The sequence below is a fragment of the Stenotrophomonas sp. STEN083 genome (assembly GCF_056759195.1).
This window is the reverse complement of record NZ_JBRRCU010000033.1, coordinates 13,611-37,968: the sequence shown is the minus strand read 5'-3', so window position 1 is coordinate 37,968 and position 24,358 is coordinate 13,611. Positions and strand designations below refer to the sequence as shown.

Below are 24,358 nucleotides of genomic sequence, written 5' to 3'. Positions count from 1 at the left end.
AACGGATGGGGGATCAGCGCAGCACGCCGGGCAGGCCGGGGGCCTGGTTGAGGCTGTTGCGCGATTTGATGTCGAAACTGCGTTGCTTCTTTTCTTCCGGGGTGGCGCTGACGCTGCCTTCCAGTTCGTAGAACAGCGAACGGCCACCAGCCAGTGCGTCGGCTACGACAATGCGTGCTGAAGACGAAGGCTGCAGACGCACTTTGATTACATCGGCCGACTCCGGGCCGATCGACAGGGCCGGGCTGGCATTGAGCGTACCGGCGGCTTCGTCGCCAACCTTTACCGCCAGCGCCACACTGTCAAAACGCATCGGCATGGAACTGTAGTTGCGCAGGCGCAATTCAACTTCCCAGTTGCCGTCATTGCCGACGCTCAACTGCTGGATGCTGGCCGCAGGTTCGGAGACGCGCTTCACCGGGCCATTGCCGCAGGCGGTGAGTACAAGTGCGAGTACGGCCATCAAGGCGTACTGGGGGCGAAAACGCATGGGGCGTGGTCCTCGGGTCCTGAGCTTATCTCCCAAGAATACTACGGCGTATGGCGACCTGTTGGGTACAGGGCCGCCAGATCAGCCAATATGACGGAGGGATGGCGGAACCGGCGCGGTCATGCATCGAGTCATGCAGGGGGCAGAGGTTGCCGTCATTCGCGTCATTTTCTGGGGATTCATCAATGCGTTCATTCAAGTTGTTGCCGCTTGCAAGCGCTATCCGCGGCGGTCTGGCAGTTGTGGCGCTGTGCGCCTCCGTTCCGGCGCTGGCCGCGCCACCGCAGTTCGACCTTCAAGCAGGCAGCATCGAGGACGTATTGCCCGAATTTGCCCGTCAAGCCGGTGTGCAGATCATCGCTCCGGCGCATTCAGGCGGGGCCCAGCGGATTGAAGTGTCCGAATTGAAGGGGCAGATGGAGCCGCGCCAAGCGCTTGCCCGTTTGCTGGCCGGTACCGGCCTGAGCGTTGCCTCGGACGACGGTCGCACCATCACCTTGCGTGCGGCCGCGCCAATGCTGGCCTCGCTTTCCGGCCTGGGTGGCTTGGCGGCAGGGCAGGCGGTGCAGCCGGAGGCCGCTGAAGTGCCGCCGCCGGCAGCCAGTCCGACCGTCAGTACGCTGGACCAGATCACCGTGGTCGGCAGCCAGATCAAGGGCGCCAAGACCGCCGCGATCCTGCCGGTGGCGACCTTGCAGGCCGAGCAGATCGAGGCAACTGGCGCTGTGTCCGGCGACGAGCTGTACCGTTCCATCCCGCAGATGGGCGATGTCTCGTTCAGTGGCACCAATGGTGGCAACAGCTCCAACTACGCGCGCGGCGACATCGCCTCGGTCAATCTGCGTGGCCTTGGCGTTGGCAATACCTTGCTGTTGATCAACGGCCGCCGCACCGTGGTCCATCCCACCAGCCAGGCCGATGGCAACCTGGTGCCGGTGCTGACCTACAACGCCAATGCAGTGCCGGTGTCCAACCTGCGTCGCGTTGAAGTGCTGCTGGACGGCGCGGCCGCCATCTACGGCACCGATGCGGTGGCTGGTGTGGTCAACAACGTGCTGCGCGACGACATGGACGGCGGCACCATCAGCGTGCAGAAGGGCTTCGGTGAAGGCACCGACCTGCGCGATATCGGCGTCAATGGCATGTGGGGCAAGAACTCCGAAGACCTGCGCTCCAACATCACCATCGCCTTCAATTACTACAACACCACCGGCTTGAACTCGCTGGACCAGGACTGGACCAAGAACGGTAACCGTGCGGCCGACTTCCTCGGCACGCCGTTTGAAGGCCTGGCCGGCACCGACAATCGCAACACCAACAGCCCGTGGGGCAACTTCACCGTGGTTGGCCCGCGCGTGTCGCAGAACGGCACCTGGTTGACCACCACCGCCGGTGCCTTCCATGTGCAGCCCACCAGCAATAGCGGCTGTGCGGCGACCATCGCCGATGGCCTGTGCGTGCAGTCCGGCAGCAAGGCGACTTCCGGTGCCGACGCCAACCTGCGTGACAACCAGCAGGGCCAATATCCGCTGTCGATCAGTCCGGACGTGCGTCGTTTGAACCTGTTCGTCACCGGCAAGCATGATTTCGACAACGGCTTGTCGTTCTTCAGCGAGGCTGGTATCTACAACTCGCGCGCCTACAGCCTGCAGAACGGCGTCAACACCATCACCGCCTTGCCGATGACGGTGGCAGCCAGCAACTACTGGAACCCCTTCGGCGCGATGTACCTGCCCGACGGTTCGCTCAACCCGAACCGCCTGCAGGGCTTGAACATCGACGCCAACGGCGTGCCGGTGACCATCACCAGCTACCGCTTCGAGCGGCCGACCCGCATCGAGGTCAACAACACCCAGGTGCGTGCCTTGGCCGGCCTGCGTGGCTTCCACTACGGCTTTGACTGGGAAAGCGCTGCGCTGTACTCGGCAGCCAGGGTCAAGGACACGCAGGATGCAGTAAGCATGTCGCTGTTCCAGCAAGCCCTGGCCAATCCCACCGCATCGGCCTACAACCCGTTCTGCGGCGGCTGCAATGACTGGGACAAGCTGGACCAGTTCTTCTACAAGGCGCAGCGCCAGAGCAAGACCGAATTGTTCCTGTGGGACTTCAAGGCCTCGCGCGCGGACCTGTTCAAGACCTGGGCTGGCGATGTTGGTATGGCCGCCGGCCTGGAAGTGCGCCACGAAACCCAGCGCGATGATCGCGATGCGCGTGTTGATGGTTCGGTGACCTTCACCGATGCGATCACCGGCGTTGCCTATCCCAGCGACATGTATGGCGTCAGCCCGACGCCGGACACCTATGGCTCGCGTACCGTCGCCGGTCTGTTTGCCGAGTTCTCGGTGCCGCTGGTATCGCCGGAAATGAACATCCCGCTGGTGCGCTCGCTGGACCTGCAGCTGGCTGGCCGTGCCGAGCGCTACAACGACTTCGGCAATGTGGCCAAGCCGAAGCTGGCGCTGGGTTGGCAGGTGTTTGATGGCCTGACCCTGCGTTCGTCCTGGGCCAAGGGCTTCCGTGCGCCCAACCTGGAGCAGATCAACGCCACGGTGGTGAGCCGTTCCAACACCCGCACCGACTACATCCAGTGCGAGGCGGACAAGCGCAGCGGTACACAGCCGGCCTTCGCCAACTGCGGCGGCTACAGCTACTCCACCACCGCGCGCCGCTCGGGCAACCCGGACCTGAAGCCGGAAACCTCGACTAATACCAGCGCCGGCTTGGTCTTCCAGCCGCGCTTCATCCCGGAAAACTACGGTCGCTTCACCTTCGCCGTCGATTACTACAAGTACGAGCAGGAGGGCATCATCGGCCTGTTCGGCGAAGGCAATGCGCTGATCCTGGACTACATGCTGCGCCAGCAGGGCGGCAGCAACTCGGCGGTGGTGCGTGCAGATGCGACCGCTGACGACATCGCCCGCTTCGCCGGCACCGGTCTGGCTGCTGCCGGCAAGGTGCTGTACGTCACCGACCAGTACGTCAACCTGGAGCCGCAGACCCTGCGTGGCGTTGACTACAACTTCAGCTGGAACTCGCCGGAAACCGCGATCGGCCGCTTCGATCTTTCGGTCACCGGTACCCACCTGATCGAGTTCTACCGCCAGCGTTCGCCGGCACTGCAGGCGCTGGAAGATGCCAAGTCCGCAGGGCTGGTGGATCCGTCGATCCGCATCACCGGTGGTGGTGACCTGATCGGCAATGGCGGCAACCCGGAATGGAAGTGGTCCGGCACGCTGACCTGGCGCTACCAGCAGTTGTCGGTGGGCGCGAGCGCGCGTTATGCCAGCTCCTACGTCGAGAACGGCCTGACCCTCGCCGATGGCACGCCGTGGACGGTGAAGTCGCAGACGCTGGCTAACGCTTTCGTCAAATACGACTTCGCTCGCGAAGGCTGGCTCAACAACGTGGCGGTCAAGGTTGGTGCCAACAACATCGCCAACAAGCGCCCGCCGATCTCCGACGATGTGTTCGGTTACCCGTCGGGTGTTTACCAGGCCAATCCGCGTTACTGGTACGTCAACGTGAGCAAGGCGTTCTGATGCAGAAAAACGTTCCATTCCGCCATGTGGCGGGAGCCGGGCAGGTGCCGCGATGAACGCGGCGCTTGCGCGGGAGCGTGCCGGCTGGTTGGCCGAGCACATATTGCCTTGTGAGCCTGCCCTGCGCGACTGGCTGCGGCGGCGCCTGTCGCTGCGCCAGGACGTGGATGACGTGATCCAGGAGACCTACGCCATCCTCGCCGGCATGGCGGATGTTTCGCACATCCTGCAGCCAAAGGCCTACGTGTACTCGGTTGCCCACTCGGTGGTGCTGCAGCAGTTGCGGCGTGCGCAGGTGGTGTCGATCGAGGCCGTTGCCGAGATCGACCGTGTCGCCATTGTTGGCGACGAAGTCAGCCCGGAGCGGATGGCGTCGTCACGACAGGAACTGGCGCGCATCGGCGCCTTGATCGAGAGCTTGCCGGACAAGTGTCGGCAGGCCTTCGTGCTGCGGCGTGTGGAAGGCTACTCGCAGCGCGAGATCGCTGAACGCATGCAGATCAGCGAGAACACCGTGGAGAAGCACATCTGCAAGGGAATCCGGGTATTGATGGATTCGATGAAGCGTGATGACGACGTAATGCAGAAGAGTAGTGAGCGGTTCGCCGCGGAAGGAGCAAGGCATGCGCGTCGGCGCTGATGCGAGTATTGATGATGTAGCCGCCAGTTGGGTGGCGCGCGAGGATCGCGCGCAACTCACGGTGGAGGAACGTGCGCAACGTGATGCCTGGCTGGAAGCCGATACGCGTCATTTCGGCGCATATGCCCGCGCCCATGCGGTGCTGGCGCGTACCGACCGCGCACGCGCGCTGTCGGCCGGCGAAATGGACCGTGCATTCACCGCGCGCACGCCACGACGGGCGCGGCGTGTGCTGCGCTGGGCAGTGGGCCTGGCCGCCGTGGTTGGCGTGCTCGCCATCGGCGTGCAACGTCAGGACGATGGGGCCGAGTACTTCGCCACCCGCAAGGGCGAGATCCTGCGCGTGCCGCTGCAGGACGGCTCGGCGATCACACTGGATTCGGACTCGCAGGTTCGGGTGCAGTTCAGCGCTACCCGCCGTGATATCCACCTGCTGCAGGGCGAGGCCTTGTTCGACGTGGCCAAGAACCCGCAACGCCCGTTCGTGGTGCGCGCGGAGGAAACCGATGTCACCGCGGTAGGCACCAGTTTCGCGGTCAGCCTCACCGAGCGCCGCAGCGGTGGTGTGGAAGTGCTGGTGCGCGAAGGCATCGTCGATGTGACCGATACCCAGGGCGCGGTCGCTCCAGCGCGGTTGGTGGCCAACTACCGCGCGCTGGCCAACCGCAGCCACGGCATCCGCATCGAGGCCGTGCCCACGGATGATGTGGACCAACAACTGGCCTGGCGCGAAGGCATGTTGTCCTTCAACGGCGACACCTTGTCGGTCGCGGCGGCGCAGTTCCTGCGTTACAGCGATACCCGCATCGTCATCGATGACCCGCTGGTGGGCAGCCGCCGCATCGTTGGCTTGTATTCGGCCAGTGACCCGCGCGGCTTCGCCAACAGTGTCGCGCTGAGCCTTGGCCTGGTGGTGCAGCAGCGCGGAGACGTGGTGCGGCTGAGCTCCCCTGATGCCGCGCCGCAGGCGGCGCGGTCCATGCAATGAATCTGGATAAGAACATGCATTACAACAGCAAGCGTGGTTTCGCCTTGGCGGTGCTCACCGCGGCATTACTGGGGGCAGGGCAGGCCAGCGTGGCCGCTACTGCCGGCGACAAGGCTGTGTTGATCCGCGATGCCATGGTGTTCGATGGCACCGGCCGCGCACCCTATGCGGCCAGCGTGCTGGTCGAGGACGGTCGTATCGCGGCCATCGGCGCTGAACTGGCAGCCCCCAAGGGCGCACGCGTGGTCAATGCACGTGGCCAGGCGTTGCTGCCGGGTCTGTTCGATCTGCACACGCATTGGACGCCGAATGCTACGCCGTCGGAACTGCCGCAGGTGGCGAACCTCTACATGGCGGCCGGCGTCACCACGGTCAGCGATTTCCACGAGCCGCCAGAAGCCTATGCGCCGCGCCGTGCATGGCTGGCCTCGATTGCCGCACCCGACGTCAAGTTCGCCGCGCGCATGAGTACGCCGCTTGGCCATGGCGCGGATTGGGGTGACGAGAACACCACCCGCTGGGTGAACTCACCCGAGGCTGCGCGAGCTGGCGTGCGTGCGGTTGCCGCCTACAAGCCGGACTTCATCAAGGCCTTCACCGATGGCTGGCGCTATTCCAATGCTGCCGACAACAGCAGCATGGACGAGGAAACCCTCACCGCGCTGGTCGACGAGGCCCACAAGAACGGCCTCAAGGTGTTCACCCATACAGTGATGGTCAAGCGCGGTAAGGCCGCCGCACGTGCAGGCGTGGACGTCATCGCGCACAGCGTTCAGGACGGTGCGGTTGACGACGAGTTGATCGCATTGATGCGTGAGCACGGTACCGCCTACGCACCTTCGCTGGCGGTGTATCTGCCCGAGCGCGTCGATGGCAGCGGGCGCAACAGTGGCAAGCCGGATGTGTTGGCCCAGCGCGAACAGAACTTCGCCAACGCCTTGCATAACGTCAAGACGCTGCACGATGCCGGTATCCCGGTAGTGGTGGGTACCGATGCCGGCATGACCGGTACGCCGCATGGCACATCGACCCTGCGCGAACTGGAGCTGCTGGTGCAGGCCGGGCTGACCCCGAGCGAGGCGCTGCTGGCTGGTACCTCGGCCAGCGCCAAGGCGCTGGGCGTGAATGACCGCGGCAGCATCGAAGTTGGCAAGCGTGCGGATCTGTTGCTGGTAAGTGGTCGCCCGTGGGAGCGCATCGGCGACGTTCGCAATACGCAGCAGGTGTACGTGGCCGGTCGCCAGGTGCAAGGCAAGGGCGCGGTGTTGCCGGCCGGCAACAAGGCCTTGGCCTTGCCAGCGCAGCCGGTGCAGGCCTTGGTTGATGACTTCGAGCGCACCGATGGCCGTACCGCTCTGGACACGCTGCGCGTAGACGAGGCTGACGGCGGCAATGACCGCACCGCGCAGGTAACCGAGATCGTCGCACGCGAAACTGGCGGCAATGCACTGGCGACCCAGGCCAAGCTGTCCAGCAAGGACACCGCCTTCGCTGCGACAATCCTGCCGCTGAGCCGTGGTTCGGTGGCGCCGGTGGATGCGCGTGCCTATCGCGGCGTCCGCTTGGAGCTGCGCGGCAGCGCACCGGAATTGCGACTGGAAGTGCGGGCCTTGGGCAACCGTCGTTTCATCGCACCACTACAGGCCGGGGCGCAATGGCAGACGGTGGAGATTCCATTCTCCGCACTGCAGGGCCAGCCGCCGTATCGCGCCAAGGCACCCGTGGCGGTGTGGAAGGGCGATGACCTGCAGCAGCTGGTTGTCTCCGGCAGCGGCGAACCCGGTAGCAAGCTGTGGTTCGAGATCGACAACGTCAGTTTCTATTGATGCGTGAGGCTGGCTGGATGAAGACCCGTTATCTGCGTGCCGCTCTGCTGGCAGCGTTGCTTCCTTTTGCAGGAACCACACTTGCCGCGGACGTGATCAGTACGTTGGACAGCTACGCGCAGCGGCAGGCTGAGCTTGGGCAGCAGTTGTGGCAGCAGCCCGAGCTCGGCTATCTGGAACATGCATCCTCGGCCTTGCTGCAGAAGGAACTACAGCAGGCGGGCTTCCATATCCAGGCCAATATCGCAGGCATGCCGACGGCCTTCGTCGCAAGCTTCCGCAATGGCAGCAAGGGCCCGGTGATCGGGCTGCTGGCAGAGATGGATGCGCTGCCCGGCATGGCCCAGGCAGCGGAGCCGGTGCGCAGCCTCATCGCCGGCCAGGATGCCGGCCAGGCCTGCGGCCACAATCTGTTTGGTGCGGCTTCGGTGGGCGCAGCCCGCGCCTTGGCGCAGTGGATGCAGCAGACCGGAACGCCCGGCGAAGTGCGGCTGTACGGAACGCCGGCGGAGGAGGGTGGCTCCGGCAAGGTGTACATGGCCAAGGCGGGGCTGTTCGATGATGTGGATGTGGTGCTGCATTGGCATCCGTCCGCCGAGAACTCAGCTGCGCAAGGCACGACGCTGGCCAACATCAGCGGCAAGTTCCGTTTCCACGGGCGTGCCGCCCACGCCGCCATCGCCCCAGAGCGCGGCCGCTCCGCGCTGGACGGCGTGGAAGCCTTCAATTACATGGCCAACCTGATGCGCGAGCACGTGCCCGACCACACCCGCATCCACTACGTCATCAGCAACGGCGGCGCCGCTCCCAATGTGGTCCCGGATGCGGCCGAGGCGTACTACTACGTGCGACATACCGACCCCGCAGTGGTGCGCGATGTGATCGAGCGCCTGCAGAAGGCAGCCGAAGGCGCAGCAATGGGCACGGGTACCACGGTCGAATTCGAGCCGACCGGTGGTGTGTACTCGCTGTTGCCCAATGACACGCTTGGGCAGGTGATGCAGACAGCGTTGCAGCAGGTTGGCGGCGTGCAATACGATCCGGCCGAGCAGGCATTTGCGAAGAAGCTGCAGGAGAGTCTGGAAAAGCGCCCGGACCTGCAGGTGGCAACACAGCTGCAGCCCTATCGGGCAGACCAGGCCGGCAGCGCATCCACCGACGTTGGCGACGTCAGCTGGAGCGTCCCCACGGCTGGCGTCAGCACCGCAACCTGGGTGCCAGGAACCCCGGCGCACAGCTGGCAGGCAGTAGCGGCATCGGGCATGTCGATCGGTGCCAAAGGCGCGTTGAACGCGGCCAAGGTAATGGCACTGGCCGGGGTGCAACTGCTGCAGTCGCCAGAGCTGGTAGTCAAGGCCAAGCAGGAGTTCGACGAGCGTCGCGGCGCAGGCTTCCGCTATGTGCCGCTGCTGCAGCGGGAAGCACCGCCGCTGGACTATCGGCGCAAGACCAAGGACTGAGGCACGCTGTCGCGCGATTGCAATCTTGGTTCTACGCGGGCTTCACCGCTGCGTGGGCAAGGTGGCGGCCGGAGTGATGTTGCTGGGTAGCCCATCGCGCCCTCGGGCGGCGACCCGATCCCCTCCATCGGGTCGTCGCTCGTGTTCGATTGGGGCGGGGCGTTTTACGTGACGCGGGCAACAGCGCTATGCCCGGTTCACCGCGTGGGGCGGTAGCTCAGCTGGGAGAGCGTCGCGTTCGCAAGCTGGCCGGTAAAAACCGGAATCGCCTCACCGATTAAGAATTAGACCAACGCCCGCTCATCAGCGGGCGTTTTGGGTAAGGCGGTCGGGGAGGGCGGGCGGAGTCGCCGACACTTGCGCCGACTTCTACGGTACGGGATCAATGCGGACGAGAACGAGGACCAGCCTCATTGGCATGGGCTGGTCTCGTTAATCGCTTGAACCTCAGAACGTCGCATGTGCCATGCGTCTGGCGAGTGAGTGGGCATCCTTGCGGATCAGCAGGTTGGCCTATATGCGGGGAAAGGGAAGCCGGTGGTAAGCCGGTAGGCTGGGTCTCCAGTAGCGTTGAAGCGCGTTGCTGCACTGCCGAGGCTTCGTAGTGGTTCATCATGAAGACAAAGGCATGCGAAGTTAAAAATTAAATTACTATTTTGCGAAACAATGAATTAGTTGGATGCTGAGGAGTAGTCAGTGGATTGCAACCTCACAAGAAAAAAACCGGCGTGGCGCGGTCAAGCCAGATTTGGCTCCATTTCTGTCACCAAACGAGCGTTGATCACCCCCAAAACCTGCGCGATTCATTCCGTATCTACTCATATATATATATCTGCGGGCAGATTAATAAAGGCAGGTCCAGACAGATTTATGTCGGCGGTCGCGACATCAGCATTAAGTGCTGAATTTAGTGCGGCGACGATAGAGCTTTTTTTCGATACCTTCGCGAAAAGAGATACTTCCCCGGTAGAGATTATTTCCTCCGCTAACTTGGTTATCTCCTGGACCAGTGGTTCCGCTGCCAACGGAAGTTCATGCCAGACATCTTTGGAGTCTCTTACTTGGAAGGTCTTCGGTGGTACAACATCAGGAATGCGAGAAGCCAAGATGAGGCCGAACACCTCGGGGATCCAGTCCAATGCACGTTTGGTAACATTCTCGCTACCGGTAATATCTAGGGCTAGTTTATAAATGTATTCGCCTGAACAGTCCTCTGTACCGATTAATTTCGTGATCCGTTTTAGGTCATCTCTGCTTGGGCACGGAAGAATCAAATCTATGTTCCTTTAATTTGGAATCGTATTGATTCCAAGTCGGTCGGCAACCTGGGCGCAGGTTGGGCAGGGGGCCATGACCTCCCTGGTACTCAAATTTATGGTCGTCATTGTACTACCCTCAAGCTTGGCTCCTGCATTTAGAGCGTTACTTGCAGCATTGACCTCTCCACATCCACCATGGAAGCATGAACGCAAGCTGGGCGAGAGTGAGTCCATGACTTTCTGTACGACGGGGTTGGTTGCAATGCCAGGACCGCCGGCTCTGCTGCTTAGACCGGTGAAAATTTGGCCAGATCCTGTGGCGATTCCTGTTGCAGCTCCCCTTGTAGCACCGGCTTCCCCTGCAGCGCTAGCGGCCGTGCGTGCTGCGTTAGTTGCCAGCGTACTTGCCCCGGCACTTCCAGCATCTATGCTTGCAGTTGCAGCTCGGGTAGCCGTTCCGCCAGTAAAAGCCAGGGGCAACGTGGCAGTGCGGAGTAGGGGCCCCATGGGTAACGGTTCATTGCCCGGAGTACTCACCAACGTATTGACATCGTGTTGAACACCCTTGGCAATGTTTACAACGAAATTCGCAGCCTTGCGAGCTTCTTCGTTGATAGTTTGACGGCCATCCGGATCCGTAAATCGATACGGATTGTTGTTGGCATACCAATACCGGTTAAACGCCCCAGCCGGATTGCTATACGCTGTCACCGGATCCACCGACAGGAACCGTCCGATCTGCGGATCGTAGTAGCGCTGCTGCATGTAGGTCAGGCCGGTCGCAGCATCTTCTGCATGCCCTGTGTAGCCTGCGCCATCGCGCGCAGCGCGATTACCTGCCCGACCAAATGGCTCGTACTCACTACTTTCAATGACCGTGCGCGAAGCGTTCGTCACTGCCACCGGACTGCCCAGCGCATCCGTGTGCTGATAGGTCACTGTTGCGGTGCCGCCAGCCAACGGCCGCTCAATCGTGGCGACAAGGTCGCCATTGAGCATGATGTAGTCCGTCGCTTTCCCAGTGCGGTCATTGCGTTGGTACAACAACTCGCCCGCGTTCGAGTACACCGACCGCAACGACCCTCCTGCATTCCAGGAGCGTACTCGCCGTCCATGGACATCGTAACGGTAGCTCTCGACCGTCGCACCCGCGTAATGTGCAATGCGCAGCCGGTTGCCATAATCAAACGTATGCGTGGTGCCGTTTCTGTTTGCCAGATTGCCTTGCATGTCATACGACAGACCAATCACGGAGGCGCCAGTGCATCCGCCTGTCTTGACATTGGTCAGCTGCCACTTGGTGTCGTAACAGTAGTAATGATCGCGCGCAGCCAAATTTGGCGTCGCCCCTACCGTTACCCGTGTCAGGTTGTCCAGCACATCGTAGGTGTAGGCAGAGTTGCCAAACATCGTGGACGTAGCCGTCTTTAGCCGATCTAGCCCGTCATAGGTCATGGTGCGTGTGGCGCGTCCGCCCGTACGACCGTCGGTGATCTTGCTGACGTTCGCATTGGCGTCGTACGCATAGGTGTCGTTGAGCACCGCTGCGGCACCACATGCACCATAGCTGTCGCAGCTCTGCTGGGGTAGGCCACGAGCATTCTGACTCAGGGTGTGCGTGATAGCGTTCCCATAGTTGAACTGCTTGACGCCACCATTGGGGAAATAGCTCACGCCGGTGGCATATGTTCCCGCTTTGCTGGGTTGCCCCAAGGCATTGGGCGCATAGTCAACCAAGGTGCCAGAGGGATAACTGAGACTGCTCAAATGCCCGTTGGCGTTATAGCCGTAGCTGAAGGTGCTGACCAGCTCACCGGGCTGGTTCTGGGTTTCCTGCGTAAGAAGACGTCGCTTGTTGTAGACATAGCTGTTAATAACCTGGGAGGCACCTTCAGTGTTGAGTGTGGTGACGCTCAGTGGTAACCCATCGGCCGTATACGTCCAATTTTGATTTCCGTTGCCATCAGGGAAAGTAATGGTTTTGAGGCGATTCCGGACATCATAGGTGCGCGCGATTCGGCGGTTCTGGACGCCGGTAACAAGGCCAGTCTCGTGGCATACGGTTGTCGCCGCGCCCAAACCACCTGCCGACCACGACAGATTGCCCGCGCCGTCATAGCCCATGATTGCTGCGCCGGTCTCTGGCTCAATTACACGGCACAACTCCTGATTGGCGTTGTAGGTATAGGAACGAGTGGCTTGCACCGTATTCCCACTATTCCCCCGAGCAATGGATGTCGGTTTGCCAAACACATCGCGGGTGATGGTGGTGACCGCCCCTTCCGGATGGGTGATCTTGACCGGTGCGTCATAGCTGGGCTGATCGAACATCTGGTACCAGGTGCGGGTTTGGCCGCCGCCGGGTACGGTCACAAGGGTATACGCGCCGGAGGTGTTGTTTAGATAGCTTGTGGTCGTTGTCAGCAAGCCCTGCTCGGAATCCTGTGTAACCGAGCGGGTTCGCCCAAGTGCGTCGTAGGTTGTCCAGACGCCTTTGTCGGGATTGCTGACAGCAGAGGGATAGGACGCAAATACGACACGACCATCGTGATCGTATTCGTAGCCGACGAAGCGCTCGGTGCCGGCGACATTTCCAGCATCATATTCGCGCACCAGCAACGGGCGCCACAGGGCATCGAAGTAGCTGACCTTGACGCCGTTCCCGGTGGTAACCGTCTGTCTCCAGTGACCGGTCGGAATGCCGTACTCCGCAGCGGCCACCTGGACGAACGCCTGAGTGGTCGTCGCCCATGTCGTACTGTCGCCAGTCGGATAGGTCGTGCTGGCCAAGCGCCCCATGGCGTCGTAGCCATAGTTGGTGGCAAAGCCGTTTTCATCGGCTACTTGAGTGATCCAGCCATTGTCGTTCACGACTGCTGACTGGGTCTTGCCATCGGCGAAGGTAATCAGCTGCGGGATACCACGCTTCCAACCGGACAATGTAGTGACGTTGTTGTTGCCATCCTTGACCGTGGCAACCGTGCCGTCGGCGTTGTAGGTCAGCGTCTGCTTGAGTTTGCCGAACGAACGGGACTGCAGCGGCAATGCTGTGCTGGCGTCGTAGGTCGTCTGCTCGGCGACCACGCCATTGATGGTGCGGCTGGCTACTTGGCCCAGTACCCATTTCGCGGTGTTGTCGTGGTAGGTGATGGTCTCAGTACGGCTATAGCTTTGGGCTTGTGCAAAGCCAATGCCAAGAAGTGAAATCAATGTTGCTTGCAATCCTTTCGAACATCCCCGTATAAGATTCCGTTTCATTAGCTGCAATTCCATTGGTAGTCATCGAGTTGGGTAATCCGTCACGGTGCTACGAAGCAACCGGTTTATAGCGGATCAGTCGTGGTTCGGGTTATGACAAATGACTACGGGCCTGGGGTGCTATTGGATGTGATGGTCAAAGGGCGAGCAAGTTGGTCAAATGCTGTGGTCGTTCGCGTGTAAGTCGTTCCGTTTTGTTTTTTTTCCACAACTTTGATCGGGCGGAGCCACTGGGTTGATAGGAGGTCACCCCAAAGGCGGGGATCCTCCCCTGCGCTGCTCGGGAAGGGTTGGCCGACCACTTCCTGACTGGTCATGTATCTGGTTTCTTCGACGCTCAGGATCGAAGCGGGTCCGCTGCCTTGTTCAACTCGAAGAAGCTGGCCCTCGTTCAGGTTGTATCCGATCCCAAACGTACGCCGGGTGTAGGAATTCGCGGGGCCGGAGATTGTGTTGACAGTAGTGTTGCCATCGCCAAGAGGATCGTACTGCCCGTAGGAATAGGTCCAGTTCATGGTTGATAGCCCTGGCCCGGTAACGCTTTTTGCGAGCAGTGTAAGGCTTGAATAGCTCCTTGGCACTTTCATAAACCAGTACTGCGGACTGTTGATATAGCAGGCATGCTCGGGAATGTTCGAGCGACCATGAAAGATGATGCCGAAGTTGTAGGTGGCTGTGGCCCCGGACGGGTTTGAGATGGTCAGTCCATATGCGCCAGTTGGATCGGTGGCAACTTCGGGACATCCGCTTGGGTCCTCGAAACTGCCTGAAGGAGCGCCCGGATAGATGGCTAGTGCGCCGCTGGAGGCATAAGTCCATCTGCTTCCGTCTGGCAGGTTTACATTGGCTAACTTTGTGCCGGAGTAGCCGAAACTCCAGCTTCCAACGGACGACGATGCCGAAGTGATGTTATTTCCGGACCACGATAGATTTATGTATCTTCCATCATTCGAGGTAATTCCCGTCAGCTTTTCGCCTGAGTACGTGTAATTCACCCAGTTGCCAGACCTGTCTTCTATTCTGGATACTAGGAAAAATACCGCCTGCCTGCTGAGTATTCCGGAATTGATCTCGCTCTTAACTCCGGAGTGACTTCTGACTGCGGCCCAATCAAAATGATATTTTTCCCCGGTGGGGGAAAGCGCAACGAAGGCTTGGCCTGCATATCCATTTTTTGATGACGCCTTACATCCGATACGCCAGAAGCTCTTTGTTATCCATGGATATATCGTGCCATCGCTGGGTGAAGGGATGGCCGATGCGGACGCCGCAAGCATTGTTTGCGTTCCTGCGCCAGGGATGTGCATTTTGTAACCGTCCCAATAGTCCTCCGGCGCGATTGTTGCGCTGTAAGGGAGTTCACTTGGAAGGCTGCATCGCTGTGCCACCGTCCCACCAGCGGGCCTCCAGCCCAAGCCAACGCCTATCACGGCGTGGATGTTCGGAAGATCAAGGTCCCACTCGCCAAACCCTCCACGATGCAAGCCATTGAGTCGAGACCTGTCGTCAATCACTAGTGATCGCGAAAGACTCACTGATAGTCCGGAGTTTCCTGGGATCGAAATATCCGTATTCGAAAACTCACCGCCGCCATTGAATAAGCTGATTGAATCGCCGAAAGCGTTGTCGATTGAAATGGGTGCGATCTCGCGGGCTGCATTTAAACGTTCAATCCCCTTCTCATGAAGGCCGTAGTTTGCTTGTGCAGCCAGTTGTGGTGTCAGAGCAGATAGGCAGATGCCGAGCAGAACAACTGGGAGTTTCCGTTTCACCGTTGTCATCCTTTGATATTTTGTTTTCGACCAAGATGCGGATTTCAAGACTTTCGCTTTTGGTTTAATGCTGTGCGATATCTAATACCAATGAGTCGAGTTCGAACGCGCGACGGTCCTCGGTGGAGAGTGGGCATTCGCCCGCGACGGCGCTGCGTACCGAGCCGCCAGGGGATTGCTTGATGGTCAGGCTGCATTGATGTAGAGGTCCTTGGTAGTTCCAGTGCTGACGGATCGCTGCGCGTAAAACAGCCAGATATGCTGCACTTAGGCCATCGTCATTGCTGCCGCCAGTACTATCTCCCCTTGAGTCAGACCTGCTTCCATGGATTCAGTCGGAGCTGTTTCTTTTTCTTCGGCTGTTATTGCTTGTTGCATGGAGGAGGCATCGGAATCCGCATGATCCGTACTATGCTGTAAATCAACAGCCGCCTCGGTAGGTGTGCTCAGCACACTTTCCGACGATTTTTCGGATGCTGCGGCTAATTCCGGACTTGCAAGAGTCGACTTGGTTTCGATGCGCTGACGAAATTCATCCGTCGAAATGAAGCTCGCCGACATCCCGTCGCCTCCTGAGTGACCTTGCGCCTCTGGTTTTCCGCTGCCTGCTAGATCGCCTACGAACCAAATCCATGTAACAGCGGCAACATGCAACGCCACAGAGATGGCTACGGCCAAGCTCCGATCACGGAAGTCCCCACTACCGTCCAACGCCGCATCCTTGGACATGAACGGAGTGTAGCCATGGCTTTGATTGGTTGCATGACGCAATGCCGCAGGTTCGCGGCGACATTTGCGCGGTGTGTCACATAGTCCCGATGCTTCGAGTCGCTCCGCGTAATCTTGATGTCATTGCAGGGCGAGCTTGGCTTGCGTACTGCGGTTGTCGCTTGTGGAAGCGGCTGATTTTGCCGCAGGTACAAAGTCAAACCCACCACAGCACTTCATACATACCCCGCAACCCGCACTGTTACAGGCATCCGCCAAGCCACCGCGGCCCACATGCAGCGCGCTGCATATATCTAGCATGCGTTTGGATTGGGCTTTACATGGGCAAATGCACCCAATCAGCCGCTTGGCTACGATGATCGGCGCGCTTGCGGAGTCATCTGGGCGGGCCGTGTTGTGATTCGCATGCGTAACAGTGCCGCTTTGGTGAACGTCTTACGACCTCGAAGTGATGCGGGCGTTGGGTGTCGCCCGCAACGTGACTTTGGATTTCTGCTGCAGAACCCGGTATTGCCGTGCCGCCATCGGTTTTGGATGGCAGATCAGCGCGCCGTTGGCAGGCTGACCGAGCCCCTCGCTCGGCGAACTGTCCTGCCAGTCCAGTGAGGGGCTTTTGCGTGACGCGGGCAACAGCGCTATGCTCGGTTCGCCGCGTGGGGCGGTAGCTCAGCTGGGAGAGCGTCGCGTTCGCAATGCGAAGGTCGGGAGTTCGATCCTCCTCCGCTCCACCAAGTCTTCAAGCAAAGAAGCCGCATCGGAAGATGCGGCTTCTTTGCTTTTTTGCGCTGGGAAGAGGCGGCTTGGCGAATTTTTCGCCATGTGGCGGCGCGGCTTCTGCGTCTGAAGCCTCGCTACACAAGGCATTTCGGGGAATTTTCGGCAGATGTGAAAATTTTTGTGAAATTGGCTTGCCGAAACCGAAATAGCTCCGTAATATACGCCTCCTCGACGGCAGCAACGCCGACGAAAACAAAACAAAGTGGCCGAGTAGCTCAGTTGGTAGAGCAGGGGATTGAAAATCCCCGTGTCGGCGGTTCGATTCCGTCCTCGGCCACCAAAAATTTCAAAAAGCTCGCAGAAATGCGAGTTTTTTTTGTTTTCAGAATTGCTCGTCTTGTGTGCCAATCCCAGGTGCGGATCTCTGGGGATGACAGGCTGGTATGGCGGTGACGGTGGCGGTGGGTGCGCGCTCCCTCTGCCCGGGGGGCGTCGTCCTGAGCGTCTGGGGTGCTCGCTGGCTTGGACAGGTTTACCTCTGTCGCACAGGGCACGGTTAACCAGAATGGGCAGCATGTTTGCCACTGTGCCGCTCAGCACGCAGGGTCTGTTTGCTGGTGCTGCTGTTTGCAGAGGCTCTCCGCTGGCTGCGGTGAGGTATAGAACCAAACATGATTGGACGCGGGCGTCTGCGCTCGGAATTCTTTCCGTCTTGTTGGTGCTTGTGTCGGCCATGGAGGCAGCATGGACAGTGGTGAGGATACCTGGGCGATATCCGAGCGCATCCGCTCGGCCAGAGTGAACTTGGGCTTGTCGCAGACCGAGCTCGCCAAGGCAATTGGCGTGAACCGGGCAACGGTTGGTCATTGGGAACGCGGCGGTGCATTCGCGCCGAGTCGCGCACATCTGCATGCACTCAGCACGACGTTGCAAGTGAGCCTGGATTGGCTTGCCAATGGCGAACAAGGGCGCATGGTTGCGGTGGTGGATACCGCCGGGCCACCTTCATCCCGCGCCATGGCTGAAGAGGAAATGCTGGAACTGTCACGACAATTGCCGATGTCGTTTGTCGCCCACGTGGTAGCGCTGATGGCCAGCATGAAAGCCTATTTCTGAGTTGCCATCAGGTTGGGAAATCGCTGCTGTGCATAGCGCAGCAAAGCGTTTGCAGCGCAGGCCGGGATTGTTTCTATTGAGGGTGCGGACGGTGCAGCAACGCAGCCCCTGCCGCCGATCGTCATGGCAGGTGTTGTTACAAGGCGCGAAAGGCGCTTGCTCGCGATATCCATTGCTCATGACGGTCGTAGTGGTTCCATTCCCCCAAGAAGGAGTACTGCAATGTCTGACAATCGTACGCTTCCAAAAGCCCTCTCCGCGCTGGCAATGGTTGTAGCTGGTAGTGCGGCCGGCGGTGCATTCGCAAACACGGTTGATTCTCCGTCGCTTGACCAGCAACTGGTTGCAGCAACACGTATCAGCCCGGCCACAGGTACAGCTGGCTTTACGGCAGTGGTGGGTGACAACGCGCAAGCTGAAGACGAACCCAAGCACGTTGATGAGATCCATCACCACGGCGTGGTGTCGCTGGCTGCGCTGGAAGATGACGCAAGCTTGGGCTCCGACGCGGCCACATTCAACGTTTGACGCGGTGATGGTCCGGCAGCCCCGCATGGTCGGGGCTGTCGTGTGCGATGCGGAGCTGACAAGGACTGAGCGTGAACATGGGTGCGGCGATCAATCGGGCAGTGAGTAGTACGGATGCGGTACGCGGATTGTTGGATATGGCGCGAGCCGCAGGCAATGCCGCAGCCGTTGCGGACACCATGTTGTGGGCCAGATTGGACACGATGCGGCAGCGTTTGTCGGCGTTGTTTGCAGCCGGTCAGGGCCAGCTGCTGGTGGAAAACCTGCGCGCGAGTTACGCGCGGCTGTCCCCAAGACACCAGGCTCGGGTCCTGCTGAGTCCCGAATTCTGCGACAGAGGCATGGCATGGGAGCACGCGTTCAGAAGAGGGTCGTCCGCGAAGGATGGTGTGAGTGAGCTGCTACTTCTCGATCAGATTAATCCGTTGTTGGACATCCATGATCTGGTTTCCCGGGAGCTGGCGCTGGCGCAGGTGGCGTCAGGGATTGACAGTCCGTATCTGCAGCAGGCCCTGCAGTGGGAGGTGTACAGCCCTGCAGGAGACATCCTGGCAGCCAAGGATGATCGTGGTGATTGGGCTATCCGGTCATTGCCGACAATTGGAGACTGCGTGGCGATCGATCTGGAGAGTCCCGCTGCGAGGTTCCATGAAAGTAGATCGGGTGTGCTGAGTCAACGCTGTATTGCGTTCACTGCAGACGAGCGTACGGCGCTCGTTTGCAAGCTGGAGCAGGCGTTGCAGATGATCGACCAGGCCGAGCCGGTCTATGGCCAGATCGTCCGCACGTTTGTGCGGCGGATCATTGTCCGCAAGTCTCAGGAAGAAAGTGAGACATCCGTGCATCATGGTTCCGAACATGCCGTGCGTCATCCAGGGGCGCTGCGTCTGTTGAATGTGCACCGCCAGCAGGTGAGCATTGAAGCCTGCATGGAATCAGTCATGCACGAAAGTACGCACAGTTTTTTGGGGGCGTGGGAACTGGCGAACGGTTTTTTTGCTGCCAATGACGACAGCTGCCGGGTTGTATCGCCTTGGTCGGGCAATCCGATACCAGGCTCTTCCTTCATCCATGCCGCATTCGTCTACTACGTATGTCACCGGATGCATCGGAAGCGACTTGGAATCGCCGAGGGCCTCAACGGCCAGGTGCATGCATATCTCACGGAAAGGCTGGCGGTATGCGCTGCGGGGTTTCTCGTGCAGCAGCGGTTGAGCACGCTTTTCCTCGGTCGCGCACCGTTGAATCCTGAGCTTGGCGCGTTGCTTGATGAAATGCAGGCAGATATCCGTAGCGAATATCGCGTTGGAGCTGCTCATGAATAAGATCACAATCCTTCACGCCGATGCAGAAGATCCGGTGGCCAGGATTGCCGCCACACTTCGCGACAGTCTCGATGTGGAGATCTTGCAGGTGGATGCATTGCTGCCCTGTGTAGAAGTCCGAGCTTGGCCACAGATGCTGCACTTGGCCGTCGAGGGTGATCAAGGCAGTGCCTCTGGCCCGGGTCAAGTCATCAACAGGTTGTTCAGCCTTTCCGGGACCGGAATAGGGCGTTATCTCAAGGCGAACCTACGTGATGAGCGGTGGTTGCATGTGCGCCTTCAGAACTATTTTGCAGGTGCGATGAGCCTTGCTTACGACCAGGGCGTACGTGGTGTGTCGCGCTCATTGCTGCCGCTGAACGCGCAATGGTTGTCGATTCAACAGACGCTTCCCTCCATCAGCGTCCCTCGTTTCAGCTATGGATTTGGTTATCAAAGGCCGGATATTGCAGGGCTCGACAACCCCATGCAGAAGTCAGTCTGGTCACTGTTCGACTGGAAGGATGAACGCCACCTGCCAGCGGCAGAAGAATCACGGCACCAGTTTTTCGTTGAGCGTCCCGTCGGCAAGCCGTTGATTGCATATTTCTTCGGCGACAGTGTGGGTCGCTCGGATCAACCTGGCGGGGCAGGAGCCGCCGACGACGCTGAGCTGCAGCGGATATGCATGGCGGCACGCAAGGCTTTCCGCGCCGAGGCCGGTGAGTTGCTGTTGTACCAGCAAGCGCAACGGCTGGTGTTCCATGCGTTCTCCCCCTACATGCGGTCCGCACAGGTACTTCCACAGTTCGAGCTGGATGCGATTGCATGGCTGCAAGCGCTGTCATCGGCGCGAGGGTCGGTACTGGCCTGCTGACAAGCTGCTTTCTGCAGCAACAAGACGATGGGTTTCCGGGAAATTGTTTGACGTAGCGAGGATAGGTAATGATTGCCCACTATTTTGCGTTGGCTCTGCGCAACCTGTCCAAGTCGCCAATGATGAGTGCTGCGCTATTGGTCGCATTGGCGTTGGGGGTTGGAGCAAGCATGACCATGCTCACCGTGGTCAGGGTGATGTCTTGGGATCCACTGCCCGGGCGCAGTGCGCAGTTGTACCACCCGTTCATTGATCCATTGCCGCTGACGGCCAAGCCCCGAGAGGGCTCCGATCCGCGCATCTCCCTGACCTGGGTGGATGCCAAGGCTTTGTTGGATGGCGGGCCCGCGGACGGGCAAGTGGCCTTGGCCAGTGGTAGGGTGCTGCTTCCCGCACAGTCGCCGGGTGATGATCTGTCCTATGTGGAGGGCCAGTTCGCGACGTCACGGGTATTTGACCTGTTTGGTATCCAACTGCTGCAAGGCAGCGGATGGACCGACGCCGATGACGCCGATCACGCCAATGTGATCGTGCTCAGCGCCAGCCTTGCGCGGCGCTTGGCCAGCCAAGCGCCCCTGGTCGGCCAGCAGATCACGTTGAGCGGGCATGGTTTCAGGATAGTTGGCATTGCAGCCGATTGGGTGCCGGCGCCTCGCTTCCACACCGATATGATGCGCGATGTGTTTGCCGGCAAGGATGACTTCTACATTCCGCTTGAAACGGCCATTGCGTTGGGGCTGGAAGTACGCAATGCGATTTTCTCCTGGGGTGACGTTGCCAACTCCAGCAATCTGCAAGGACCATCGGCGACCTGGTTGCAGTTCTGGATAAAGCTGGACAGCGACAGTAAGCGTGATGAGTACAGTCAATTCCTGCAGAACTACGCACAGAGCCAAACCGATTCAGGGCGTTTCCAGCGGCCGCAGGCGCCCGCCATCCTGCCCTTGCGCGCCTACCTGCAGGCACGCCATATCGTGCCTGCCGAGGTGAAGCTGCAGCTATCGCTGGCGCTGGCTTTCCTGTTTGTATGCGTGGTCAACATCTGCGCGCTGCTTTACGCGCGCTTGAGTCGACGCAATCATGAAATCGCGATCCGCCGTGCATTGGGGGCCCGGCGCGTGGATATCGTGCTGCAGTTGGTGATTGAAGCGTTGCTGATCGGTGCGCTGGGGGGGGGCTTTGCAGTGCTGGTGGCAGAGTCGGGATTGTGGTTCCTGCGCACGCAGCCCGATGGCTACGCTGCATTGGCGGTGATGGATTGGAGCATGGTGCTGGTCACGCTGGTGATGGCGTGCGTGTGCAGCTTTATTGCTGCCAGCCTGCCCGCGCTACGCGCCGCGTCTACCCGTATCGTCATGCAGATGAAGGCCGCGCAATGAATGTATCGCAGTTGCCCTTGGTTGCAAGAGCGTTACGTCGACACCGTTTGATCGTCGCCATTGTCGCGTTGCAGGTCATCGTGACCGTGGCGGTGGTGACGAATATCGCGTTCTTGTTCGTGCAGCGGTTGGGCGTACTTTCTTACCAGACCGGCCTGGAGGAACCCGGGCTGGCCATCATCGAGGGAGAATTTGTCGGTGAGGCGGTGGGCCGTGTTGCAAGCGCAGTCCAGGCAGATCTGCAGGCGTTGCGCGAGCTGCCTGGTGTCTCAACGGTCGCGGCGGTTTCATCATTGCCGCTGGGGCAGAGCGGTTGGACGATAGGTGTGACCAATCTGCCCAGTGATGGAGCCGATGCGGTGGGTCTGGTCGATACCAGTGTTTCTGTGTTTGCGGTATCGAACGGCGGATTGGCAGCGCTGGGCTTGCGTCTTGAGGCCGGTCGCGATTTCAGCGCCGATGCCTACGTTCCAATGCGCGCCGATGATTACTTCTCGGGCCTTTACCAGGCAGGGGAAGTGATTGTCTCCAGAGCGACTGCTGATCTCTTGTTTCCAGGTCAGGATGCAGTGGGCCGGATAATGTACGCCGATGGTCGCCATCCGCTGCAGATCGTCGGTGTGGTGGCGCATCTTGCGCGGCCGGTGTTGAGCGCCGGGGGCGACAACGACGTCAGCGTGCTGCTTCCGTTGGTACCCGATGCTGCACGTGTGATCTATGCGGTCCGCACGGAGCCTTCGCATCTGCAGGCCGTTCTGGCGCAGGGGGGCGTTGCGATGAAGCGGGTGGAGGGCAATCGGGTGTTGCGGCGATCGATGGGCTATCCAGACCTGCGTCGAAACTATTTCAGGCACGACATGACGATGGCTGCGCTGTTCATCGGTGCAGGTTGTGCACTACTGCTGGTCACCGGGATAGGCGTCTATGGGCTGGCTAGTTTCTGGGTGCGGCAGCGCTATGCACAGGTGGGCATACGCAGGGCGCTGGGTGCGCGCAGGCGCGATGTGCTGCAGTACTTTTTGTCTGAGAGCCTGATGATATCGGTCTTTGCCGGGCTGCTTGGCGCTGCTGCTGGGGTACTGCTGAATCTGGTGCTGGCGCGCTTTTACGAAGTGCCTGTGCTCCAGCCGGCCTATCTGCTGGGCGGTGTTCTGGTGGTCGTGCTGGTCGGGCAGGTGGCGACGTTCCTGCCCACCTGGCGTGCGGTCAAGGATGATCCTGTCGTGTCCCTTCGCGGTGATTGAGCCCCTGCTTGCAGTGCCCGCAGGTGCCCGGCGCCCATGCCATCGGCGATTGGTGATCGGCGACAAGGTGCCGGGTGCAGCGGGCTGCACCCGGCGCGGAGGATCAGGCGGGCAACAACGGCCGCAGCACCGGCTCCAGCTGTTCGCGGCGCCAGCCGGCCAGCGCGGTTGGCCAGTTGCCGCTTTCCAGCAGGGCCTCAAGGTGCTTGCGCGAGGCGAGCAGGCCGTCCGGCAGTCCCAGCTCGGCGGTGCGCTTGCTGACGGCGTCCTGCAGGCGCTTGAGTGTGTTCTTGTTGCTGTCGGTGGCCGGCAGGGCCATCGGTGCGTCGGCTTCGTCGGCAAGCGGGGTGTTCAGTGCTTCCCATACCTGCTGGGCCAGCTTGCGCGGGGCCTTGGGGAAGCGGCCGAACAGCTTCAGCATGGCGTCGTAGTCGGTTGGCGGGGTGCGCGCCAGCACGTTGGCAAGTTCATTGTCCAGGATCCAGCTGCGCGGCTTGTCGCTGCTGCGGGCCTGCTGGTCGCGCCAGCGCAACAGGCGCAACAGGCGCAGCTGGGCGTCGCGCTCCAGTACCTGTGAGGAGCGCATGGACAGGTGCGGCCAGTGCTCGCCTTGGTCACCCTCGACGCTGGCCAACAGACGCTCGCCATCGTCCTGCAGCCACTGCATGCGGCCTGTGGCCTGCAGCTTGGCGCTGATGGCGTCGTGCATGGCAAACAGGTACTCGACGTCGTCGGCGGCGTATTCCAGCTGCGCGTCGCTGAGCGGGCGCTTGAGCCAGTCCGAGCGGGTCTCGCCCTTGGGCAGGGTAACGCCGGTGATCTCGGCGACCAGCTTCTGGTAGCCCATGCCGCCGCCGATGCCGGCCAGTGCGGCACCGATCTGGGTGTCGAACAATGGCCGCGGCAGCGCGTCGCAGGCACACTTGAAGGCGACCAGGTCTTCGCTGGCGCTGTGCATGACCTTGGTGATCGAGGTGTCGGTCAGCCAGGGCTTCAGCGCCTCGCACATGCCGGGTATCAGCGGGTCGATCAGCAGGATTTCATCGCCAACGGCCATCTGCACCAGGGCCAGCTGCGGCCAATAGGTGCGTTCGCGAATGAATTCGGTGTCCAGCCCGATCCGGCTCGGGCGCTGGCGGTAGCGTTCTTCCAACTCCGCCGGGTGTTTGATCCAGTAAGCCACGTGGGGTTCCGTCAACTGCAGGGTTTGCTCAGGCAGGCGAGAATAGCCT

General features: G+C 60.4%; 17 protein-coding genes and 2 tRNA genes. 13 read left to right on the top strand and 6 right to left on the bottom strand.

Going from position 1 to position 24,358, the window contains the following annotated elements; all coding sequences use genetic code 11:
- Nucleotides 1-13 precede the first annotated feature (13 nt).
- On the bottom strand, nucleotides 14-490 hold the full coding sequence (locus ACVOK8_RS11455) for an LEA/WHy family protein (RefSeq protein ID WP_481566911.1): 477 nt from the start codon (nucleotides 488-490) through the stop codon (nucleotides 14-16).
- A 185-nt stretch (nucleotides 491-675) separates the two neighbouring features.
- Between ACVOK8_RS11455 and ACVOK8_RS11450 the strand changes: the two genes are divergently transcribed.
- Genes ACVOK8_RS11450 through ACVOK8_RS11430 form a run of 5 tightly spaced genes read left to right on the top strand, consistent with a single transcriptional unit; the run spans nucleotide 676 to nucleotide 8,943 of the window.
- On the top strand, nucleotides 676-4,029 hold the full coding sequence (locus ACVOK8_RS11450; protein ID WP_481566910.1) for a TonB-dependent receptor: 3,354 nt from the start codon (nucleotides 676-678) through the stop codon (nucleotides 4,027-4,029).
- A 52-nt stretch (nucleotides 4,030-4,081) separates the two neighbouring features.
- On the top strand, nucleotides 4,082-4,669 hold the full coding sequence (locus ACVOK8_RS11445) for an RNA polymerase sigma factor (RefSeq protein WP_296253322.1): 588 nt from the start codon (nucleotides 4,082-4,084) through the stop codon (nucleotides 4,667-4,669).
- Nucleotides 4,653-5,657: a FecR family protein gene (locus ACVOK8_RS11440; RefSeq protein WP_481566909.1), complete on the top strand. Its 1,005-nt coding sequence runs from the start codon at nucleotides 4,653-4,655 to the stop codon at nucleotides 5,655-5,657. The genes ACVOK8_RS11445 and ACVOK8_RS11440 overlap by 17 nt, the downstream gene beginning before the upstream one ends.
- Before the next feature lie 14 nt (nucleotides 5,658-5,671).
- On the top strand, nucleotides 5,672-7,483 hold the full coding sequence (locus tag ACVOK8_RS11435; protein WP_481566908.1) for an amidohydrolase family protein: 1,812 nt from the start codon (nucleotides 5,672-5,674) through the stop codon (nucleotides 7,481-7,483).
- Between the two features lie 17 nt (nucleotides 7,484-7,500).
- Complete coding sequence (locus ACVOK8_RS11430; protein ID WP_481566907.1) at nucleotides 7,501-8,943, top strand: amidohydrolase; 1,443 nt, start codon at nucleotides 7,501-7,503, stop codon at nucleotides 8,941-8,943.
- Nucleotides 8,944-9,761: 818 nt separating this feature from the next.
- Here the strand turns inward: ACVOK8_RS11430 and ACVOK8_RS11425 are convergent.
- The 4 genes from ACVOK8_RS11425 to ACVOK8_RS11410 all read right to left on the bottom strand — a co-directional run bounded on the left by ACVOK8_RS11425 (nucleotide 9,762) and on the right by ACVOK8_RS11410 (nucleotide 15,910).
- Nucleotides 9,762-10,082 (bottom strand): hypothetical protein, encoded by a 321-nt coding sequence (locus ACVOK8_RS11425; protein WP_481566906.1) that lies wholly within the window; start codon nucleotides 10,080-10,082, stop codon nucleotides 9,762-9,764.
- 147 nt (nucleotides 10,083-10,229) lie between these two features.
- Nucleotides 10,230-13,460 carry an RHS repeat-associated core domain-containing protein gene (locus tag ACVOK8_RS11420; protein WP_481566905.1) on the bottom strand — a complete coding sequence of 1,077 codons (3,231 nt, stop codon included), beginning with the start codon at nucleotides 13,458-13,460 and terminating at the stop codon, nucleotides 10,230-10,232.
- A gap of 104 nt (nucleotides 13,461-13,564) precedes the next feature.
- Entirely contained in the window at nucleotides 13,565-15,232 is a 1,668-nt protein-coding gene (locus ACVOK8_RS11415; protein WP_481566904.1) for a hypothetical protein, read from the bottom strand.
- A 267-nt stretch (nucleotides 15,233-15,499) separates the two neighbouring features.
- Nucleotides 15,500-15,910, bottom strand: a complete 411-nt coding sequence (locus ACVOK8_RS11410) for a hypothetical protein (RefSeq protein ID WP_481566903.1) — start codon at nucleotides 15,908-15,910, stop codon at nucleotides 15,500-15,502.
- A gap of 706 nt (nucleotides 15,911-16,616) precedes the next feature.
- Here ACVOK8_RS11410 and ACVOK8_RS11405 point away from each other — a divergent pair.
- The 8 genes from ACVOK8_RS11405 (at nucleotide 16,617) to ACVOK8_RS11370 (ending at nucleotide 23,126) form a co-directional block, all read left to right on the top strand.
- Nucleotides 16,617-16,692 (top strand) — tRNA-Ala (locus tag ACVOK8_RS11405).
- 250 nt (nucleotides 16,693-16,942) lie between these two features.
- Nucleotides 16,943-17,018 (top strand) — tRNA-Phe (locus ACVOK8_RS11400).
- Nucleotides 17,019-17,422: 404 nt separating this feature from the next.
- Complete coding sequence (locus ACVOK8_RS11395) at nucleotides 17,423-17,794, top strand: helix-turn-helix domain-containing protein (RefSeq protein ID WP_481566902.1); 372 nt, start codon at nucleotides 17,423-17,425, stop codon at nucleotides 17,792-17,794.
- Nucleotides 17,795-18,016: 222 nt separating this feature from the next.
- Nucleotides 18,017-18,322: a hypothetical protein gene (locus ACVOK8_RS11390; RefSeq protein WP_481566900.1), complete on the top strand. Its 306-nt coding sequence runs from the start codon at nucleotides 18,017-18,019 to the stop codon at nucleotides 18,320-18,322.
- Nucleotides 18,323-18,399: 77 nt separating this feature from the next.
- Complete coding sequence (locus ACVOK8_RS11385; RefSeq protein WP_481566899.1) at nucleotides 18,400-19,647, top strand: hypothetical protein; 1,248 nt, start codon at nucleotides 18,400-18,402, stop codon at nucleotides 19,645-19,647.
- On the top strand, nucleotides 19,640-20,503 hold the full coding sequence (locus ACVOK8_RS11380; protein ID WP_481566898.1) for a hypothetical protein: 864 nt from the start codon (nucleotides 19,640-19,642) through the stop codon (nucleotides 20,501-20,503). The genes ACVOK8_RS11385 and ACVOK8_RS11380 overlap by 8 nt, the downstream gene beginning before the upstream one ends.
- Before the next feature lie 68 nt (nucleotides 20,504-20,571).
- Entirely contained in the window at nucleotides 20,572-21,882 is a 1,311-nt protein-coding gene (locus tag ACVOK8_RS11375; protein ID WP_481566897.1) for an ABC transporter permease, read from the top strand.
- A gap of 47 nt (nucleotides 21,883-21,929) precedes the next feature.
- Complete coding sequence (locus ACVOK8_RS11370; protein ID WP_481566896.1) at nucleotides 21,930-23,126, top strand: ABC transporter permease; 1,197 nt, start codon at nucleotides 21,930-21,932, stop codon at nucleotides 23,124-23,126.
- A 103-nt stretch (nucleotides 23,127-23,229) separates the two neighbouring features.
- Here ACVOK8_RS11370 and rnd read toward each other — a convergent pair whose 3' ends face one another.
- Nucleotides 23,230-24,309: a ribonuclease D gene (rnd, locus tag ACVOK8_RS11365; RefSeq protein ID WP_481566895.1), complete on the bottom strand. Its 1,080-nt coding sequence runs from the start codon at nucleotides 24,307-24,309 to the stop codon at nucleotides 23,230-23,232.
- Nucleotides 24,310-24,358: the final 49 nt, after the last annotated feature.

Coding starts and splice junctions, on each gene's coding strand:
- ACVOK8_RS11455 (WP_481566911.1), bottom strand. CDS start 490: ATGCGTTTTCGCCCCCAGTACGCCTTGATGGCCGTACTCGCACTTGTA.
- ACVOK8_RS11450 (WP_481566910.1), top strand. CDS start 676: ATGCGTTCATTCAAGTTGTTGCCGCTTGCAAGCGCTATCCGCGGCGGT.
- ACVOK8_RS11445 (WP_296253322.1), top strand. CDS start 4,082: ATGAACGCGGCGCTTGCGCGGGAGCGTGCCGGCTGGTTGGCCGAGCAC.
- ACVOK8_RS11440 (WP_481566909.1), top strand. CDS start 4,653: ATGCGCGTCGGCGCTGATGCGAGTATTGATGATGTAGCCGCCAGTTGG.
- ACVOK8_RS11435 (WP_481566908.1), top strand. CDS start 5,672: ATGCATTACAACAGCAAGCGTGGTTTCGCCTTGGCGGTGCTCACCGCG.
- ACVOK8_RS11430 (WP_481566907.1), top strand. CDS start 7,501: ATGAAGACCCGTTATCTGCGTGCCGCTCTGCTGGCAGCGTTGCTTCCT.
- ACVOK8_RS11420 (WP_481566905.1), bottom strand. CDS start 13,460: ATGAAACGGAATCTTATACGGGGATGTTCGAAAGGATTGCAAGCAACA.
- ACVOK8_RS11395 (WP_481566902.1), top strand. CDS start 17,423: ATGGACAGTGGTGAGGATACCTGGGCGATATCCGAGCGCATCCGCTCG.
- ACVOK8_RS11390 (WP_481566900.1), top strand. CDS start 18,017: ATGTCTGACAATCGTACGCTTCCAAAAGCCCTCTCCGCGCTGGCAATG.
- ACVOK8_RS11385 (WP_481566899.1), top strand. CDS start 18,400: ATGGGTGCGGCGATCAATCGGGCAGTGAGTAGTACGGATGCGGTACGC.
- ACVOK8_RS11380 (WP_481566898.1), top strand. CDS start 19,640: ATGAATAAGATCACAATCCTTCACGCCGATGCAGAAGATCCGGTGGCC.
- ACVOK8_RS11375 (WP_481566897.1), top strand. CDS start 20,572: ATGATTGCCCACTATTTTGCGTTGGCTCTGCGCAACCTGTCCAAGTCG.